The organism is Rhodobacteraceae bacterium IMCC1335, assembly GCA_039640495.1.
Lineage (GTDB): Bacteria > Pseudomonadota > Alphaproteobacteria > Rhodobacterales > Rhodobacteraceae > Thalassovivens.
Genome location: CP046864.1, coordinates 570,782 through 587,905 on the forward strand (window position 1 = coordinate 570,782; position 17,124 = coordinate 587,905).

The 17,124-nt window shown below is 53.6% G+C and carries 14 protein-coding genes; 2 read left to right on the top strand and 12 right to left on the bottom strand.

The window, feature by feature from the left end; all coding sequences use genetic code 11:
• Nucleotides 1–16 precede the first annotated feature (16 nt).
• The 6 genes from GN241_02800 to GN241_02825 all read right to left on the bottom strand — a co-directional run bounded on the left by GN241_02800 (nucleotide 17) and on the right by GN241_02825 (nucleotide 7,596).
• On the bottom strand, nucleotides 17–2,464 hold the full coding sequence (locus GN241_02800; GenBank protein XAT56379.1) for an FAD-dependent oxidoreductase: 2,448 nt from the start codon (nucleotides 2,462–2,464) through the stop codon (nucleotides 17–19).
• 48 nt (nucleotides 2,465–2,512) lie between these two features.
• Nucleotides 2,513–3,409: a homocysteine S-methyltransferase gene (locus tag GN241_02805; protein ID XAT56380.1), complete on the bottom strand. Its 897-nt coding sequence runs from the start codon at nucleotides 3,407–3,409 to the stop codon at nucleotides 2,513–2,515.
• Entirely contained in the window at nucleotides 3,406–5,850 is a 2,445-nt protein-coding gene (locus tag GN241_02810) for an FAD-dependent oxidoreductase (protein ID XAT56381.1), read from the bottom strand. Before GN241_02810 ends, GN241_02805 begins: the two co-directional genes overlap by 4 nt.
• Nucleotides 5,851–5,982: 132 nt before the next feature.
• Nucleotides 5,983–6,393 (bottom strand): GFA family protein, encoded by a 411-nt coding sequence (locus GN241_02815; protein ID XAT56382.1) that lies wholly within the window; start codon nucleotides 6,391–6,393, stop codon nucleotides 5,983–5,985.
• 2 nt (nucleotides 6,394–6,395) lie between these two features.
• Entirely contained in the window at nucleotides 6,396–7,016 is a 621-nt protein-coding gene (locus GN241_02820; protein ID XAT56383.1) for a LysE family transporter, read from the bottom strand.
• A 7-nt stretch (nucleotides 7,017–7,023) separates the two neighbouring features.
• Nucleotides 7,024–7,596, bottom strand: a complete 573-nt coding sequence (locus GN241_02825) for a helix-turn-helix domain-containing protein (GenBank protein XAT56384.1) — start codon at nucleotides 7,594–7,596, stop codon at nucleotides 7,024–7,026.
• A 603-nt stretch (nucleotides 7,597–8,199) separates the two neighbouring features.
• Between GN241_02825 and GN241_02830 the strand changes: the two genes are divergently transcribed.
• Nucleotides 8,200–8,847 (top strand): RluA family pseudouridine synthase, encoded by a 648-nt coding sequence (locus tag GN241_02830; GenBank protein XAT59156.1) that lies wholly within the window; start codon nucleotides 8,200–8,202, stop codon nucleotides 8,845–8,847.
• Between the two features lie 54 nt (nucleotides 8,848–8,901).
• On the opposite strand, the gene dnaE is transcribed toward GN241_02830, so the two are convergent.
• The 6 genes from dnaE to puuE all read right to left on the bottom strand — a co-directional run bounded on the left by dnaE (nucleotide 8,902) and on the right by puuE (nucleotide 16,600).
• Complete coding sequence (gene dnaE, locus GN241_02835; protein XAT56385.1) at nucleotides 8,902–11,799, bottom strand: DNA polymerase III subunit alpha; 2,898 nt, start codon at nucleotides 11,797–11,799, stop codon at nucleotides 8,902–8,904.
• Between the two features lie 69 nt (nucleotides 11,800–11,868).
• Nucleotides 11,869–12,816 (bottom strand): 3-hydroxybutyryl-CoA dehydrogenase, encoded by a 948-nt coding sequence (locus tag GN241_02840; protein ID XAT56386.1) that lies wholly within the window; start codon nucleotides 12,814–12,816, stop codon nucleotides 11,869–11,871.
• A 24-nt stretch (nucleotides 12,817–12,840) separates the two neighbouring features.
• Nucleotides 12,841–13,179, bottom strand: a complete 339-nt coding sequence (locus GN241_02845) for a DUF2794 domain-containing protein (protein ID XAT56387.1) — start codon at nucleotides 13,177–13,179, stop codon at nucleotides 12,841–12,843.
• A 145-nt stretch (nucleotides 13,180–13,324) separates the two neighbouring features.
• Nucleotides 13,325–14,644 (bottom strand): purine permease, encoded by a 1,320-nt coding sequence (locus GN241_02850; GenBank protein ID XAT56388.1) that lies wholly within the window; start codon nucleotides 14,642–14,644, stop codon nucleotides 13,325–13,327.
• Nucleotides 14,645–14,693: 49 nt separating this feature from the next.
• Complete coding sequence (locus tag GN241_02855; GenBank protein XAT56389.1) at nucleotides 14,694–15,188, bottom strand: ureidoglycolate lyase; 495 nt, start codon at nucleotides 15,186–15,188, stop codon at nucleotides 14,694–14,696.
• Complete coding sequence (puuE, locus tag GN241_02860) at nucleotides 15,185–16,600, bottom strand: allantoinase PuuE (GenBank protein XAT56390.1); 1,416 nt, start codon at nucleotides 16,598–16,600, stop codon at nucleotides 15,185–15,187. Before puuE ends, GN241_02855 begins: the two co-directional genes overlap by 4 nt.
• Nucleotides 16,601–16,750: 150 nt before the next feature.
• Here puuE and uraH point away from each other — a divergent pair, with 150 nt between their 5' ends.
• A complete protein-coding gene (uraH, locus tag GN241_02865) occupies nucleotides 16,751–17,107 on the top strand; it encodes a hydroxyisourate hydrolase (protein XAT59157.1) in 357 nt (118 codons plus the stop codon).
• The last annotated feature ends 17 nt before the right edge of the window (nucleotides 17,108–17,124 follow it).

The window sequence follows — 17,124 nt, forward strand, 5'->3', positions numbered from 1 at the left end:
ATTCGTAATAGGATCGTTAAGCTTTCACCCGCGTGGCGCTTGGATCATAGAGCGGCCGCAGTGAGGCTGTGGCTTTTACGCGCGTACCAGCAACGTCAATTTCATAGGCCGAGGCCAAAAGATCCTGTCCGGTTTCGCCCTTGCAAGGCACATAACCCATCCCAATCGCGGCCCCGAGGTAATGGCCATAAGCGCCCGAGCTGAGATAGCCTACAATTTCGCCATCGCGCAGCACGGGTTCATTGTGATAGAGCATCGGATCTGGATCTTGCAGTTGAAATTGCAGCAGGCGCGTGTTCAGCCCCGCCTCTTTCTTGCGCAGCACCGCATCGCGGCCGATAAATTCGGGTTTACTGGTTTTAACGGCAAACCCCAAACCGGCCTCTAAGACATGATCTTCGCAAGTGATATCATGGCCGAAATGGCGAAAGCCCTTCTCAATGCGCCCGCAATCCATCGCATGCATGCCACAAGGTTTTAGATCAAAGGCTTTGCCCGCTGCGCTGAGCGTGTCGTAAAGATGCAGCGCCATATCGCTGCTGACGTAAATTTCCCAGCCCAGCTCACCCACATAGCTGACGCGATGCGCGCGCGCCAAACCTAGGCCGATCTCGATCTCTTGCATCGTGCCAAAGGGGTTGGCCTCATTGCTAAAATCATTAGGAGATACGGCTTGCAACAGCTGGCGTGCTTGCGGCCCCATCACCGCCATCACCGCCTCGCCCGCGGTCACATCGGTGATGACCACGGCGCGGCCGTCCAAATGGCGGCGCATCCATGTTTCATCGGCCAAGCGTGTTACGGCGGGCGTTATCACCATAAAGGCGGTTTCGCTGAGCCGGGTGACCGTGACATCCGCTTCAACACCCCCTGCGTGATTGAGAAACTGCGTATATACAATTTTTTCAATTGGAACCGATAAATCATTGCCGCAGATATAGTTTAAAAATGCCTCTGCATCGGGGCCTTCGACGCGCAATTTTCCAAATGATGACATATCATACATGCCCACGCCGGTTCTTAAGGCGGCCAGCTCTTGGGCGGCATTGTCAAACCAGTTCTGGCGTTTCCAGCTATAGTCATAGGAGCGCTCTTGGCTTGGCGTGGCAAACCAGTTGGGCCGCTCCCAACCGCCGGCTTCGCCAAAAACCGCGGCATCAGCGTCGAGTTTTGAATGAAATGGGGAATGCCGGATATGGCGCGCAGACGCTTTTTGACGATAGGGAAAATGGTCGGCATAAAGCAGGCCCAGCGTTTCTTTTGAGCGCTCGAATAAATAATGTTTATTGCCCTGAAAAGGTTGCATTCGGCTGATATCGACATCCCCCAAATCAAAGGGCTTTGAACCGCTTTCCATCCATTGGCTTAGCGCCATACCGGCGCCACCGGCCGATTGAATGCCGATCGAATTAAACCCCGCCGCCACCCAGACATTATCCATTTCAGGTGCAAGGCCCAAATGATAGGCATCATCGGGCGTGAAACTTTCCGGGCCGTTGAAAAACGTATGAATGCCGGCTTCACCTAACATTGGCATGCGGTTGATCGCCATTTCCAAAATTGGTTCGAAATGATCAAAATCTTCGGGCAATTGGTCAAATTCAAAGCTGTCAGGAATGCCATTCATCGCCCAAGGTTTTGCCTGTGGCTCAAAGGCACCCAGCATCATCTTTCCGGCATCTTCTTTATAATACGCACATTCATCGGGCACCCGCAGAACGGGAAGTTGGCTTAGCCCTTTGATGGGTTCTGAGACGATGTAAAAATGTTCGCATGCATGCAGCGGTACGTTGACCCCCGCCATACGGCCCACTTCATGCCCCCACATACCAGCGCAATTCACGATCATATCGCAGGCGATATGGCCACTACTGCCATCTTCCGCCCGCCAGTCAACACCGGTCACCCGCCGGCCTTGACGGGCAATCGCGCTGACTTTAACGCGTTCTTGGATCAGGGCGCCACCTTGGCGGGCCCCTTTTGCCAAAGCCAAGGCAATATTTGCCGGATCGCCTTGGCCATCTTTGTCTAAAAATACGCCGGCTTTCACGTTTTCCAAGTTAAGATGGGGGTATTTTTCGCCGATTTCCGTCGGGGTGATTTCGTCAATATCGACGCCAAAGGCCCGCGCCATTGCGGCGGAGCGAAAAATTTCCTCTTTGCGTTCGTCAGTCAAGGCAACCGTGATCGATCCAACCCGTTTAAACCCCGTAGAGACGCCGGTTTCAGCCTCCAATGCCCCGTAGAGCTCTTGCGTGTATTTTGCCAGTTTGGTCATATTCGAGCTGGCGCGCAATTGCGCGATCAATCCGGCGGCATGCCATGTGGTGCCCGAGGTCAGTTGTTTGCGTTCGAGCAGCACCACATCTTTCCATCCTAGTTTGGCCAGGTGATAGGCGACAGAACAGCCGATGACGCCGCCACCGATGATGACGACACGCGCGTGAGAAGGAAGGTTTGTCATGCGGAGACCTCGTTTTTTGGGCGCGCCCAGGCGCGCGCAGTCAGCGGTTTAAATTATACTATAGCCATGTTGCGAAAGTTGCTTTGCGATTTCTGCGATATGCGCTGGGCCAACTTCGCAGCAGCCGCCAATGATGCTGGCGCCCTGAGCAACCCAGCCCATTGCAAAGGCCGCATAGGCTGTGGGGTCTAAATCTTGCCGCTCTTGCAGCGCATCCACAGTTGGTGCTTCGGTCAGGAACGCATCTGTTATTTTGGTGAATCCATTGGCATAAGCGCCAAAAGGCAGCCCAAAATCTTTTAGAATTTCAAGGCCCTCATTGACCGCTTCGGGGCGCGCGCAATTGATCAAAACGGCGTCAGGCTTATGGCGGTCGAGCACGGGTTTTAAAGCCGCGAGCGGCTCGCCGGATCGTAGGGTTTTGCCATTGAAATCATCCACGGAAACCGCCAGCCAGCTGGGCTTATCGGTTTTACCCGTGGCTCTGAGCAGCCCCTCGGCTTGATCAGTCGAGCACATTGTTTCCAAAAGAAAAACATCTACTTTTGGTGCGAGCGCCGCAACGATATCTGCATAGAGCGTTTCTGCTTCTGCTGGGGGCGGGCAGAGGTCAGGGCGATACGAGGCCACCAGAGGGCCAATTGCACCGGCAACACGGCCAGAACCATGGGCCTTGCGCGCCGCGCAGGCGGTTTGCACCGCGCGCGCCCAAAGGGTTTCGATCTGATCGGCCAATCCCTCGCGCTCGAGCCGGTCTTTTAGAACCGGATATGTATTCGTCGTGGCCACGCTCGCACCGGCTGAAAAATAGTCGTTATGAACCTCTCTTACCAGATTAGGTTGATCGATCAGCACCGCGGTTGACCACATAGCTGTGGGTTTTTTACCGGCGCGTTTTACCAGTTCTTGGCCAATAGATCCGTCCAATAGGGTTATGTCTTTCATGCACGCAGCCTTTCGTTTTGCGGATCCCAACTTGGCTCATCCGTTTGTACGATTGCTCTACGCCGTTCACCGTAAATTTCAACCTCAACTTCGGTTCCCGCCGCGCATAGATCGCTGCGCAGCATCCCCAAGGCCAGCGAGGCATTCACCCGATAGCCCCATGCCCCAGAGGTGGTTTCCCCAACGATCTTACCATTGTGCCATAGCGTTGACATATAGGGTGCATCGCAGGCACCCGCATCAACGCGTAAAGTGACAAAACGTTTTTTGCTGCCCTGTTGTTTTTCGCTGAGAAGTGCGGCTTTGCCGTTGAATGCTTCGGGCTTGTCAAATTTCACAAACCGCTCAAGCCCGCCTTCCAGCATCGAATAATCGGTGGATAAATCACCCTTCCAGGCCCGATAGCCTTTTTCGATGCGCAGGGAATTCAGCGCGTACATTCCAAAAGGTTTGGCGCCGGCCTCCAGCACGGCCGCATAAATTGCCGGAATCGCCGCGTTTTCGGCATGGATCTCCCAGCCCAGCTCGCCGGCGAAAGACACGCGGATCAAAAAGGCTTTTTCTCCCGCCACACTTGCCCATTGATGGGTCAGCCAACCGCGCGATAGATCCGCATCGCTGATGGTGGATAAGAGATCGCGCGATTTGGGGCCGGTGACGATGAGTGTATCGCGCTCGGTTGTGGTTTCGCGCAATGAAATCTCGGCCGGCAGGCTGTTCTTGATCAATTCCCCATCATGCCATTGCGCCGTGGCGGCCGTGATCAACACAAAATTATCCACGTCTAGCCGAATGCAGGATAATTCGGTAAGGATCCGCCCACGGCGATCCGCCACATAGATCAAATTCATCCGCCCGATTTTTGGAATGGCGCCTGTGCAAAACCCGCGCAGCCAAGCATCAGCCCCGGTGCCTTGAATCCAAAACCGCGAAAACCCAGGCAGGTCAAGCACGCCGCAATGATCGCGCACGGCCTCGCATTCTTCGCGGATACGCGCCTCCCATGGCCCCGCGCGGTTCCAGGTTTGTGTGGTTTCTTCGCTGGTATCATCGCCGGGTTTGGCAAACCAATTGGCGCGCTCCCAGCCGTTATAGGCACCCATAACGCCGCCCAGCTCTAAAATTTTCTGGTGATTGGGAGAAAGCTTTTTATCGCGCCCGGCGGGCCATTCATGCCAGGGAAAATGCATGCCATATTCATGGCCATAGACTTCCATACCTTTTTGCACGCAATAATCTGGATCTGTGTAATCAGTGTAGCGCCGCGGATCGCAAGACCACATATCCCATTCGGTTTGGCCTTCGGTCAGCCATTCGGCCAGCACTTTGCCGGCGCCGCCGCCCTGCGCGATGCCAAAGGTAAAGACGCAGGCCTCAAACGCGTTGGGCACGCCGGGCATTGGCCCGATCAGAGGCATTCCATCTGGCGCATAGGGGATGGGCCCGTTGATTACTTTTGACACACCGGCAGAGCCCAGCAAGGGCACCCGCGCCATCGCATCTTCAACATACCATTCCAAGCGTTCTAAATCATCCGGATATAGCTGAAAGCTGAAATCCTCGGGCATTGGATCTTCGGGGTTTATCCAATGGGCTTTGCAATTGCGCTCATAAGGCCCCAAATTCAGCCCGTGTTTTTCCTGGCGCAGATAATAGCTGCTATCGACATCGCGCAGCAGCGGCAGCTTGTGACCTGAGTCAGCGCTCCAGGCCTTAAGCTCGGGGATTTCATCGGTGAGCATATATTGGTGGCTCATCACCATCATTGGCAGCGTACGTCCGCCATAAGGTTTGAACCATTCGCCAACGCGCTGGGCGTAATAGCCCGCTGCATTCACCACATATTCACAGCGAATATCGCCTTTTTCGGTTTTTACAATCCATTCGTTATTTTCGCGCGCAACCCCAGTGGCGGGGGTGAAGCGTAAAATTTTTGCCCCCTGATCACGCGCGCCTTTGGCCAAGGCTTGAGTCAGCTGCGCCGGATCAATATCGCCATCATTGGGATCGTATAGCGCACCTTTCAGGTCATGCGTTTCGAGAAAGGGATAGCGGGCTTTGATCTCATCCAACCCCAAAATCTCCAGCTCCATCCCTTGGGATTTGCCCATGCCTTTGGCGCGCTGGAATTCTTGCATGCGCGCGTCCGAATGGGCCAGCCGGATCGAGCCGGTGACATGGTAATTCATCGGATAGTCCACAGCCTTGCCAAGCCCGCGATAAAGTTCGGTGGAATAGCGCTGCATATTCATCACCGACCAAGAGGTTGAAAAGGTGGGCACATTGCCCGCCGCATGCCAGGTGCTGCCCGCCGTCAATTCGTTTTTTTCCAACAGAACACAATCGCGCCAGCCGGCTTTGGCCAAATGATAAAGGCATGACGCGCCCACGGCGCCTCCTCCGATGATAACGACGCGTGCTGTTGATGGAAATTCTGACATGGTCCCCTTACTCCTTAAGGCCAAATATTAGGATCTGTGATGTGAGACTGTTGAGGGCGCACATCTGCTGGGCTGCTTCCCGAATGGCGCGGCTTTGTGCCTGTGAATTGGGGTTATTTGCAGCCTTTTGAGCTAGTCTGACCATCTACCGCTCCACTGTTGATGCTGGGGCAATTGATCGCAAATCTTATAATAAACGCCCTTAGAGGCGGTGAAAATATGCGCGGTTAAAGACAGCTCCACTTGGTCTTCAAGCGCGCCAGGGCTGATGGCAATTTCAGGGCGCTGTTCATGATCGTAAAATAAATTTGAACCACAGATGTTGCAAAATCCCCGTCGAACATGCCGCGAGGATTGATACCATTGCAAGCGCGCATTGGATTGAAAAACCAATCTTTCCTTCGGCACTGCCGTTGCGGCCCAGTAATGGCCGGTCAGTTTGCGGCATTGGCCGCAATGACAGGCGATGACATCGCGCAAGGGTTTGTGAATTTCAAATTCGATTGCTCCGCACCCGCAGGCGCCTTTGATGCGCGCGCTCATGCTCAAACCCCTTTTCCCATTTGGCTACTGCCCAATAGAACCCCGTAAAACACAAAAAACAGCGCCATAATGCGGCGCAAATTTGTGCTGAAAACGGCATTTATTGCGGCTTGGCCTAGCTTTACCCCGATGGCGCAATAGCAGAGGTAAGAGCATGTGGTCAGGCAAAGCGCGGTTGGAAAAATCGTGCCCATTTGCGCCCATATCGGAATATCCGGCTGAACAAATTGGCTGAAAGCCGCCAGATATCCGGCGATTGATTTGGGATTAATCGTGGCGATCATAAAGGCTTTGACATAGACTTTACGGTGATCGGGTTTTTGCGCAGCAACGGGTTGCGCCGCGCTGATCCACCCCCGCAGACCCAAATAGATCAAAAATCCTGCGCCCAGCCATTTGAATAACTCAAATGCCAAAGGCGAGGCGGCGATGAGCGCGGTGATGCCAAAGGCCGAGAGGGTTAGAAATAACGACGCTTGTGTCAGTATCGCCAGCACGCAAAAAAGCGCGGTGTTAAAGCCGTAATGCAGGGCCACCGTGATACAGTTCAGCGCGTTTGGCCCTGGCGTGGTCACAAACAAGGCCCAAAAACTGACAAATATGATCCAGGCTTCAAAGCTCATCAGCGCCTCAATAGACGGGCGGCGCGATCACCCAGATCGCAATAGCCGCTGTTTTATAGGGGTTGGCATATTGAAACGCTTCTCCGCGGATGCGAAAGCTGTCGCCTGGGTGGATGGTAAAGGCTTTGCCCGCAATCACCATATCCAGTTTTCCCGATAGCAAATACCCCACTTCTTGCGTGGGGCGGCTGATCGGGGCGCTTAACGCAGCGCCAGGTTCAAACGTAGAATGGAGCATTTCAAAATCATCTGTCAAATCGGGCGATAACAGCTCTTCTACCAAGCCCGCCTCGCCCGAGCCTAAAGGCCGGCGCGCGCCATGGCGTACGATGAAACCGGCCTCATCGGTGGGGGGATCGCTTTGGCCAAAAAACACTGAGATTGATACATCAAGCGCCGCTGCAAGCGCGCGTAAATCGTCGATAGAGGGTTGCGAAATATCGCGTTCGACCTGACTCAGCCATCCGACTGATTTATCAAGCTGTTCTGCCAAATGTGCCAAAGTTTGGCCGCGCGCTTTGCGCAGCGCGCGCAGATCCGCCCCTAAGGATTTAAGTGATGATGCGACTGCCGCGGCCATAGGCGCTCCGTGAAAAAAATCAGTATTTTTTCATTTTTCAGACGTTAATGAAAAAATCAACCCTTTTTTCATTTTTTCGCACGCTAAGATTTGGCGGGTTTAAGCCGAGGAACAAATTCCAAACAGGGTTTGTTTTACAAAAGCCGTTTTGGCCTTGATTGGCTGCGCAACCATGGCGGTCTGAATACGGATATTCAGCGCCGTATTGGTTCTTTATTTCAGGCCTAATTTACCTAAAGACTTAAAAGCTGCATGAACTCAAAAAAAAATCTATGAAAACGTTTTAGATATTAAAAATTATTCAAAAATTCAGTTTGGTCGGTGTGGCACGCGTCAATCCTATTGGGATCATAAATATCATCGCATCTGTGCAGGGGATAGTGGTACCTTTGTTTATTATCATGACTTGGGTATTTCATTGGTCATGTGAAGTTCTGATCAGAGGGCAACAGCTGATCTATCAAACAGGGTGTTGAAACCTGGATAGGCAGCAGTGATCTCTTTTTTGCTATATTTTGTGTTATTGATGGGCAAATCCCTTCCTAATGGCAACGCAAAGCCTTGGGGATAGACAGGGTGCAGCGCGCGCGCTATGCCCCTGATATGAGCAGTGCGTATTCTCCCCCTGTTGAGCCGTTGAATATCCTTTATGATGATCATCAGATCGTTGTGGTGGATAAACCGGCGGGCCTGCTATCCGTGCCCGGGCGCGGGCCACATTTGGCCGATTGTCTGATCACCCGGGTCCAAGCGGTGTTTCCCAGCGCGTTATTGGTACATCGGCTTGATCGGGATACATCCGGCGTGATGGTCTTTGCGCTGAGTGCACATGCGCAGCGTCATATATCGCTGCAATTTGAGCAGCGTAAAACCCAAAAAACCTATATTGCGCTTGTTGCTGGGCAGGTACAGGATAAAATGGGCATTGTGGATTTGCCCCTGATTGTGGATTGGCCCAACCGGCCGCGTCAGATGGTGTGCCATGAAACCGGAAAGCCGGCTCTCACCGAATGGCAGGTGATGCATGCGAAAGGCACGGAAACCCGTTTGCGTTTAAAACCCAAAACCGGGCGTTCGCATCAATTGCGCGTGCATTGTTTGGCGCTTGGTCATCCGATTTTAGGCGACCCGTTTTACGCCAGCGACGCCGCGGCAGAATATCCGCGGATGATGCTGCATTCTGAAGAGCTTCGCCTCAAACATCCTGAAACGGGCAAAGGGCTGAAATTTCGCAGCCCCACGCCGTTTTAACTTTTTAGCCGGTCTTGAGCAGCCTGAACATACGTGGTGTTTCCTCTGCATCGGTCAATTGTTTTCTTTGTATTCTGGGGTAAGAAGCGGGCGGATCAGCGCAACGGGATGGGCCTTTAGGCTGAAGCGTGTGGCAATATAATCTTCGACCACCTCTTCCCCCAGCCCCATCTTAGGCAGATTGGCAGCCGGTTCTTGGATCGCTTCACCATCCATATCATGCGCAAAAAGCGGCAATTGATTGGGGGCTGTGATGGCTTTTGCCTGCCAAAGCGCCGCGCGACGTGAGAGGCCTAAAGATGCAAAAACATCGGCTTCGGCCAAGCGCGTCAAGACGTGTGGGGGGGTGCCGGCGCGGCGCCAGATATCTTCGATAGATTGATAGCCATTGCCCCGCGCGGCGGCGATCCAGCCAGCCTCTTCTTCGCGCAGCCCTTTAATTTGGCGAAAGCCAAGCCGCAAAGCCAGACCGCCACGCCCATCCGGCTCCAGCTTATTTTCCCAATGGCTGGTATTGATACAAATAGGCCGGATAGCCACATCATGATTTTGGGCATCACGAATGATTTGAGCTGGTGCATAAAACCCCATGGGCTGCGAATTCAAAAGCGCGCAGGCAAAAATCCCTGGATGGTGGCATTTTATCCAAGCGCTGGCATAGACCAGCAGCGCAAAGCTGGCGGCATGGCTTTCGGGAAAGCCATAACTGCCAAAGCCTTCGATTTGAGAAAAGCAGCGCTCGGCAAATTCGGCTTCATAGCCATTTTTGCGCATACCATTTAAAAACCGGCTTTTTAACGCGCCAACATTGCCGTGTTTTTTAAACGTGGCCAATGCGCGGCGCAGTTGATCGGCCTCATCGGGGCTAAACCCCGCTCCGATAATTGCGATTTGCATCGCCTGCTCTTGAAACAGCGGCACGCCAAGCGTTTTGCCAAGCACATCCCCCAATGCATCCGAGGGAAATTCAACGGTTTCCTCTTTGTTACGCCGGCGCAGATAAGGATGCACCATATCCCCCTGAATGGGGCCTGGCCGCACAATCGCCACTTCGATCACCAAATCATAAAAACAGCGGGGTTGCATCCGTGGCAAAAAGTTCATCTGCGCGCGGCTTTCCACTTGGAATACGCCAATACTATCGGCTTTACAGAGCATTTGATAGGTTTTGGGATCCTCGGGCGGCAGGCTGGCCAGCGTATAGTCTTGGCCCAAATGCTGCCGGATCAACTCAAAGGACCGGCGCAGACAGCTGAGCATGCCCAGGCTCAGCACATCCACTTTTAAAATACCCAAGGCATCAATATCATCCTTATCCCAACAAATGACGGTGCGATCCTCCATGCTGGCATTTTCAATCGGCACCAATTCATCCAGCCGCCCTTCGGTGATCACAAACCCGCCCACATGCTGGCTGAGATGGCGTGGAAACCCAATAATCTCTTCGATCAAGGCCAAAGTTTGACGCAATCGGCGGTCGCTCGGGTCGAGCCCGATGTCGCGCAACCGCTCCGCGCTTGGCCCTTCGCTGCTGAAAAACCCCCATAACTGGGAGGCGATCAGAGCCAGCGTATCTTGGCTGAGCCCCATTGCGCTGCCAACTTCGCGAATGGCGCGTTTGCCGCGGTAATGCACCACCGTGGCGCAAAGCCCAGCGCGGTGGTGGCCATAGCGTTGGTAAATATACTGGATCACCTCTTCGCGCCGCTCATGTTCAAAATCAACATCAATATCGGGGGGCTCGTCGCGGGCTTCCGAGACAAAACGCTCAAACACCATCGTGCCAATTTCCGGGCTGACCGAGGTAACGCCCAAACAATAACATACCACGGAATTGGCCGCAGAGCCGCGCCCTTGGCAGAGGATATTTTGGTCGCGGGCAAATTTTACAATATCATGCACGGTAAGAAAATACGGCGCATACGCCAATTTTGCGATCAAGCTAAGCTCATGCTCAAGCAGTGTTTTTACTTTCTGCGAGGCGCCATCTGGATAGCGCCAGGCCAAGCCATTATAGGCCAAGCGACGCAAACGTTGATCGGGGGTTTCATGGCCATCGCGCTCTGAGGGATAATCATAGCGCAACTCTGAAAGAGAAAATTGCAGGGTTTTCAAGAGCGCAGGCAAGGTGGAAAGTGCCTTTGGATAATCGTGGAATATCTGTTGCATTTCAGCCTCGGAGCGCAGCCGCTGCTCGGCATTGACGAGGGCCGAGCGCCCCAGCTGCTCGACAGTTTTACCGCTGCGAATAGCGGTTAAAACATCGGCCAGCCGGCGCCGGCTGGCATGGTGCAAAATCGGGCGGGCACTGGCCAAAAGCGGCAGGCCCAACTGCTGGGCGAGGGCGGCGATGGCCGCAAAACGACGCGTATCTTGCCCGTCATAGGCCGGCGCCATGAGCATATGCATTCTGGTGTCAAAGCGGCGGGTCAGCTGATGCGCTTGTTCCCACCAGTCTTGCCCGCCGCCTTGCTGGTGAAGCGCTTGTGGCGGATGCAGCAGCAGATGGAGATCGGCGCTATGTTCCAGCAGATCCTTTACGTCCAAAAGGCAGGCTCCCTTTTTTGCCCGCAATCGGCCCTTTGATAATATCCGGCATAAATTTGCCCAGCCAAGGCGGGTTTGGCAAAGCGTGGTCGCGCGCAATCCGCTTTGCAGCACCAATTGCGCGGCGGGCAATACGCGCGGTATATTTAAAATGGCTGCCGAAACGTAGAATTGCTCCTGAGCCGGTGCCGCTGGCCCGTAAACATCCGCCGCTTGCCTGAGTTTGACTTGGCGCGCAATTTTTTGCGCTTGGCTATGCGCGCGCACGATCCCCGCAACCGAATTGACATCGGCAATGGCGATCGCCGGATAGCCGAGCAAAGCCGCCCGCTCCATATATTCTTCGGGATGCGAGGCTCCGGTGAGGAAGGTGAAATTGGATGTTATCGAGAGTTCCGCGAACATATCCCATTATATGTTCACTATTTGTTCTATTTCTAGGGTGTATTTGGATAGGTTTGTTTCTTTTGCGCATTATGCGTTTTCAGAAGGGGGACGAAGCTGTTTCTTAAGGTGCAGCAGCGCCACCAAAGCGGCATCACGCTGGGCTCTTAATTGTGCAGGAGAAGCGTCGTTTAGGCAGCTTTCAAGCCCGTTCACGAGTTTTTCTTTTATGTCGTTTGACAGCTCTGGCGTTCCAAGATCGCGCCAGCGGGCTTCTTGGCTGGGCCCCAGATGTTGCAAATATTGGGCATAGCCGCCCGCGCCACCTCCCAGATGATAGACCAGATTGGGCCCTAAAAATGCCCAGCGCAAGCCGGGCCCGTGCACCATCGCCCGGTCAACATCCTCAACGCTGGCGATATCATTGGCCACGATATTCACCACTTCGCGATAAAGCGCTGCGTTGAGGCGGTTGGCAACATGTCCGATAGCTTCTTTTTTCAACACAATCACTTCGCGCTCGAAATGTTCATAAAACTGCTTAGCCTGTTGCAGAAGCGCTGGATCGGTTCGCGCACCGCCTGCCACTTCCACCAAGGGGATCAAATGGGGTGGGTTGAACGGGTGGCCAACCAAAAGCCGCTCTGGATATCGCATTTTTTCTTGAATAGCGCTGGGCAGCAGCGCTGTTGTTGACGAGGCGATCGGGGTATCAGCGGGAAGGTAGGCTTCAACCTTTTTCAACAGCTTTTGCTTTAGATCAAGCCGGTCTGGTGCGTTTTCCTGAACCCAATCGGGGTTTTGACAGGCTGTTTTTAAGTTTGTGGTTATTGACAGCTGCGCCCAAGGCACTGCAGCGCTAAGCGGGTTGAGTTTCGCCAAATCTGCCCAGGCGGTTTTTATATAGGCGGTGATCTCTTCTTCGGCCGTCGCTCTGGGCTCATAAACCGTAACGCGGGCACCTTTGCTTAGGAAAAGCGCTGCCCAGCTGGCTCCTATTAAACCTCCGCCCAGAAGCGTGATGCCGTTTTTATACATCGAGGCGCATTTCACACATTCAGGTTAATCCACGGCACGGATTAATTTGCGCTCGAGCACGCGCAAAACGGTTGCCAGATCATGGCCGCGTTTCAAAATCTGACCATCCATGCCAATCACCGCATATTGGCCCTGTCGTTGGTGCAGCTTGGGGCGTTTTTCAATCCGGTAGAGCGGATGCTCTGCGGTTCTGCGAAACACCGAGAAAATTGCCACATCGCGCAGCGCGGAAATGCCATAATCACGCCATTCGCCAGCCGCCACCATACGGCCATAAAGCGATAAGATGATGTTTAGCTCTAAACGTTGGAAGGATACGGTTTCGCTGGATCGCTCCTGCGGGAAGGCGGTGATACTGTTCATGGTTTAAATCTTGCTGCCTTTGCGCATGAAATCAAGCGGTTTGGAACTGAATTGAAAAAATAGTTCATATTAAGACAGAGTTTTAAGATCTATGCCCGCCGCAAAGGCGGCGGACATAGGAATATTTTATCCCAAATGGGGGGATTTAATCCTCTTCTGGTATCAGCAGGTTCAGCACAATCGCCAAGAAAGCGGTTGGTGCAACGGCAGAGGTGGCCAGTGTTTTCCAAACGCCTGGCAAATACTGAACCGCGCTTGGAACCAAGTTCAGTCCCAAACCAGCTGTCAGTGAGATGGCGATGATGATCATGTTGCGGCGGGTCATCTTCACCTCAGACAACACGTTCATTCCCGCAGCGGCCACCATCCCAAACATCACAATCACACCGCCGCCCAAAACTGGCATTGGCATCGAGGCGATTATGGCTCCGATTTTCGGCAGCAAGCCGGCCAAGATCAGAATAATCCCGGCAATCGTGACCACGTGCCGGCTCATCACGCCGGTCATGCCAACAATCCCAACATTCTGGCTAAAAGAGGTATTTGGCAAGCCGCCAAAGACCCCGGCTACCGCCGTGCCCAGACCATCCGCATAGGTTGCGCCGGAAATTTCTTCATCTGTTGCCGTGCGCCCGGCGCCAGCCTTTGTTGTGGCCGACGCATCGCCAACTGTTTCGACCGCCGAGACAATCGAGATCAAAGTCACCGCGATCACCGCGCCAAGATTAAACTCGAATCCGTAGGGCATGACTTGCAAGCTGGTGATCATACTGGCTTTGGCTACCCCGCCAAAGGATACCATGCCAAGCATATAGGCCAGTGCATAGCCTGCCAGCAAGCCAATTAAGATTGCTGCATTGGACAATGCGCCCGAGGTACGGAATTTAACCAAAAGCGCCACGATGATCACCGTCAGTGCGACCGACCAATGTTTCAGCGAACCAAAGCTGTCTGCTGTCATCTGGAATTCTGCGGCGCCGCCCGCGGCGTATTTAATCCCCACAGGGATAAGATAAAGGCCAATTGCCAAAATCACCAAGCCAGTCACCAAAGGCGGGAACCAACTGCGAATGCTGCTAATTACCGAGCCTAGTGCAAAATGGATCAGGCCTGCGATGATGCAGGAGGTGAGCGCCACGCTTAACCCTTGCGTGGCTGCCAGCCCAGCGAGCACGCCGACAAAGGCAAAGCTTGTGCCCTGCATAATTGGCAGGCGCGCTCCAACTGGGCCAATGCCAATGGTTTGAAACAATGTTGCAATACCTGCAAAAAGCATGGCCATTTGGATCAGATAGATTTGCTCTGGGCTGCCAAAACCAAGCCCCGCGGCGCCGGCAACAATAATCGCTGGGGTGACATTTGAGGCAAACATTGCCAATACATGCTGAAGGCCAAGCGGCACAGCTTGCCCCAGCGGCGGTGTTATATTCGGATCGCTGTAGCTGTTATGTGATGTAGAAGTCATCATGTTCTCCTATTGATTCAATAGTTAGAGTACCGCCTCTTTTGGGCGGTTAGGGATGTTGTGGTACAACTATATATGGTATGTCAAAGAAAATCTCCTCTAGATTTTCTCCTGATCCGATCCGATCTACCACCGCAAATAGCCCGGGAGTCTCTAGCGGGGTCAATACCCCATGCCAAATATTACGACGGAAATTGATCGCTTGACCGGGATCTGATAAGAAGGCAAGGGGCCCTCCGGGGCGGTTGTTTTTGTCTGGAGCCACGATAATTAGAAAGCGGTTCATGCTCATCGGAATAAAAGCTTGTGAGCCTTCCGGGTGGCGTTCCATCATCGTTAATTGATAGGGCAGATTGCGGGGCGTGGCGTCAAAAAGACTGATGCCGGCCCTGCCATCGGAAAAATCCAAACGCGCCAAATCATGAAAGCGCCCGCAAAGCCCCTGATTGATGATTTTATCGGCTGTGCCCTTTGCCTCTAAGATATCGCCAAATGGAGCAAATGCGGTGGCCGTAAGGGGCTGGGCGATGATCTCTTGGCTCATGGCAACAGTTGCTGCAAACGCAGCTCGGCAATGCGCTCGACCTGCCGGCATGCGGTTTCAAACTCATCGGCGCTGTCATGTGCCAGCCGCGTTTGAAAGGCTGATAAGATCTCCGCCTTGCTAAAATCTCGCACGGCAATGATGAACGGGAAGCCGTACTTTTTCATATAGGCTGCGTTTAATTGGGTAAATTCGGCATCCTCTGCCTCGGTTAATGCATCTAGGCCCGCCGAGGCTTGCTCTGAGGTCGACTCGGCGGTGAGACGGTCTGCTTGGGCCAGTTTTCCCGCCAGATCCGGATGCGCGCGCAAAACACCCAGCCTGGCTTCAGCAGAGGCGGATCTGAAGATCCGTGCCAGCGCGTTATGCATCCCGATCGCGCTGTCATGCGCAGGCCCCAATTCCAGATCAAACGCCCCCTCTGCAATCCAAGCCGAATGTTCAAATACCCCGCCATATTGCGCTATAAATTGATCCTTTTGCATCGAGGAGGGCCGCTCAAACGGCTGCGGGGGGTGATGCTTGGCCCAGTGCTCGGCGATTTCAATGCGGCGGGCAAACCACACATCTTCATGGCTCTTTGCATAATCCATGAAGCGGCGCAGCGCCATAATGCGCCCCGGGCGTCCGATCAGCCGGCAATGCAGCCCGATTGACATCATTTTGGGAGCGCCCGCGCGCCCTTCGGCGTAAAGCGCATCAAAACTATCTTTCAAATAGCTGTAAAACTGATCACCTGAATTAAACCCTTGGGGGGCGGCAAAGCGCATATCATTGGCATCTAACGTATAGGGAATAATCAGCTGGTCACGCCCGTTAATCTTGCGCCAATAAGGCAGGTCATCCGCGTATTCATCCGAAATATAATCAAATCCGCCTTCCGCAGCCACCAGCTCTACTGTGTTCATTGAGCAGCGCCCCGTATACCAGCCACGCGGCCGCTCGCCCACCACTTCTGTGTGCAGCCGCACAGCTTCGGCGATTTGCGCGCGTTCCTCTGCACGCGGCATGTCTTTATGCTCAATCCATTTTAAGCCATGGCTGGCAATTTCCCATTCTGCGCTTCGCATCGCCCGCATTTGCTCGGGATTGCGCGCCAAAGCGGTGGCAACGCCATAGATTGTCGCTGGGATCTGCTGTTCGGTAAACAATCGGTGCACGCGCCAGAATCCGGCCCGCGCGCCGTACTCATAAAGGCTTTCCATATTCCAATGGCGTTGTCCTTGCCATTGCGCAGCGCCAACGATCTCTGACAGAAAAGCTTCCGAAGCCGCATCGCCATGCAATAGGCAGTTTTCGCCGCCCTCTTCGTAATTAATCACGAATTGCACTGCAATCTTCGCGTTATTTGGCCAGTTGGCATGGGGCGGTGTGGCGCCGTATCCGCGCATGTCGCGTGTATAGCGGTTCATTTTCTGCTCTCCTTACTGCTGCCAATCATGGGCCGACCGGTGCAATACATGTTAAAGTCTTTTTCTGCTTAGGGCCAGTTGCCCCACAGGCTTGTGCCTTTCGAAAATTCAGCCAATATAGCTGGGATTTGATTTGTGAAAAGAGTACTTATGCAAGGCTATTTGACAACCCATGTTTTGGACACCGCGCGGGGCTGCCCCGCTGCAGGACTGAAAATAGAGCTAATCCGCCATATGCCGGAAACGGGCCCGATCCCATTACAAACCACAATAACAAATGCGGATGGTCGCACTGATCGACCAATTTTACCGCAAGATGCCTTTGAATTAGGCAGTTATGAATTGATTTTTCACGCGGGGGCGTATCTGCGCGCGCAGGGGCAGGTTAAGGAGGCTGCGGTTTTTCTGGATTTGATTCCGATCCGATTCGAAATGCGCAGCGACGATCATTATCACGTGCCGTTATTGCTGTCTCCTTACGGGTATTCAACCTATCGCGGCAGCTAGCAAGATCTGTGGAGAAT

Excerpts from the sequence above, each read along its gene's own strand:
- dnaE (XAT56385.1), bottom strand. The coding sequence starts at position 11,799 with ATGTTCGCGGAACTCTCGATAACATCCAATTTCACCTTCCTCACCGGA.
- GN241_02820 (XAT56383.1), bottom strand. The coding sequence starts at position 7,016 with ATGAGCTTTGAAGCCTGGATCATATTTGTCAGTTTTTGGGCCTTGTTT.
- GN241_02810 (XAT56381.1), bottom strand. The coding sequence starts at position 5,850 with ATGTCAGAATTTCCATCAACAGCACGCGTCGTTATCATCGGAGGAGGC.
- GN241_02840 (XAT56386.1), bottom strand. The coding sequence starts at position 12,816 with ATGTATAAAAACGGCATCACGCTTCTGGGCGGAGGTTTAATAGGAGCC.
- GN241_02855 (XAT56389.1), bottom strand. The coding sequence starts at position 15,188 with ATGAGCCAAGAGATCATCGCCCAGCCCCTTACGGCCACCGCATTTGCT.
- GN241_02800 (XAT56379.1), bottom strand. The coding sequence starts at position 2,464 with ATGACAAACCTTCCTTCTCACGCGCGTGTCGTCATCATCGGTGGCGGC.
- GN241_02825 (XAT56384.1), bottom strand. The coding sequence starts at position 7,596 with ATGGCCGCGGCAGTCGCATCATCACTTAAATCCTTAGGGGCGGATCTG.
- GN241_02845 (XAT56387.1), bottom strand. The coding sequence starts at position 13,179 with ATGAACAGTATCACCGCCTTCCCGCAGGAGCGATCCAGCGAAACCGTA.
- uraH (XAT59157.1), top strand. The coding sequence starts at position 16,751 with ATGCAAGGCTATTTGACAACCCATGTTTTGGACACCGCGCGGGGCTGC.
- GN241_02830 (XAT59156.1), top strand. The coding sequence starts at position 8,200 with ATGAGCAGTGCGTATTCTCCCCCTGTTGAGCCGTTGAATATCCTTTAT.
- puuE (XAT56390.1), bottom strand. The coding sequence starts at position 16,600 with ATGAACCGCTATACACGCGACATGCGCGGATACGGCGCCACACCGCCC.
- GN241_02815 (XAT56382.1), bottom strand. The coding sequence starts at position 6,393 with ATGAGCGCGCGCATCAAAGGCGCCTGCGGGTGCGGAGCAATCGAATTT.
- GN241_02805 (XAT56380.1), bottom strand. The coding sequence starts at position 3,409 with ATGAAAGACATAACCCTATTGGACGGATCTATTGGCCAAGAACTGGTA.
- GN241_02850 (XAT56388.1), bottom strand. The coding sequence starts at position 14,644 with ATGACTTCTACATCACATAACAGCTACAGCGATCCGAATATAACACCG.